Source organism: Paraburkholderia sp. UYCP14C (assembly GCF_004197395.1).
Lineage (GTDB): Bacteria > Pseudomonadota > Gammaproteobacteria > Burkholderiales > Burkholderiaceae > Paraburkholderia.
This window is the reverse complement of the sequence record NZ_SELS01000267.1, coordinates 1-1,178: the sequence shown is the minus strand read 5'-3', so window position 1 is coordinate 1,178 and position 1,178 is coordinate 1. Positions and strand designations below refer to the sequence as shown.

At 63.0% G+C, this 1,178-nt stretch carries 1 protein-coding gene and 1 pseudogene; both read right to left on the bottom strand.

All coding sequences use genetic code 11. The features are described from left to right. Positions 1 to 225, bottom strand: a 225-nt coding sequence (locus EVC45_RS44755) for an ATP-binding protein (RefSeq protein WP_248295548.1), incomplete at its 3' end; no start/stop codon positions are given. Positions 226 to 227: 2 nt separating this feature from the next. After that, positions 228 to 1,178: pseudogene (locus tag EVC45_RS44750) on the bottom strand (IS21 family transposase); the annotation flags it as partial.

The window sequence follows — 1,178 nt, the reverse complement described above, 5'->3', positions numbered from 1 at the left end:
GTCGAAGTCGCTCAGGGTTTTGCGCTCGTCCAGGCCGGACTGCTGGAAGCGTCGTTCGAGAAGCCGGGACTGTCGTCGATCGAGCTCGTCCTGCAGAATCATGGAGAAGGTTTCAAGGAATGGCTGCTGGCTGGCCTGGGCTTGCAGCACCCGGGTTTCCAGTGTCGCGCTGATGCCGGACAGGCGCAGTTCGCGCAGGGCGCGGTCGATTTCGGCAAGGCTCATGCTCAAGAGAGATCTCCGTTGGATGATGGCATGGCGGCGCTATGCTTGGCGCCGAGGGTGAACAGGTCGGCGTAGTCGTCGCCGTCCCGGATGAGGTGATGTTCCTGAGTCAAGGGCAGTTCGCCCTGGACGGGCGCGTCCAGTTCGGCCAGCGCCTGCTCCAGCAGACGCTCGGTCAGCGCCTTGACCTGTTTGTAGCTGGGCACGCCTTCTCTCATTGCGATCTCGCAGGCCGATTCGATCAGGCGGCGGGGGTAGCGCCGGACCAGGCCAACGATGCCCCAGAGCTTGCGCTGACCGACTCGCCCTTCGGTGTCGAACAGATGCTGGCACAGGCGTTCGGCCGATGGCCCGATCGTCCTGGCCTGCGCGAGGATGCGGCGCGTTTCCCGGGAGGGATTGAACGGTCGCTCGTCGTGCGGCAGGATCACTGTTCCCGGCCTGTCGGCCAGAATGTGGGTGCGCAGCAATGTCTGTGTCTGGAGGTTGCGTATTTCCAGGTGACGGGCAAATTTACGCACCAGCACCTTGCTGCCAATGGGAGCCGGTTGGGCGGCGTAACTGCTGTGGTCGACCCGTACGCACGTGTCGTCGCAGACCGTGTAGACCTTGTCGGTGAAGTATTCGAAGTTGCGCGCTGGCAAGGCACGCAGATGGGGGCGCTCTTCCTCGAACATCGCCTGAACCTGGCGACGGGTACTGCCGTGGATCCTTCTGGCCGCCCAGTTCGATTCCCATTGATCAAGGAAGGCGTTTTGCTCCTCGATCGACTCGAACCGGCGCCCCTTCAGGGCCGTGCCTTGGGTATGCTGGATAGCGTTCTCGACGGTGCCCTTGCGATTCGGATCTCGTACGCGGGCTGGGTCCGCCACCACGCCGTAGTGAGCGAGCATGGCTGCATACACCGGATTGAGCTCCGGCTCGTACAGGTCCGGTTTGATCACGCCTTCCTT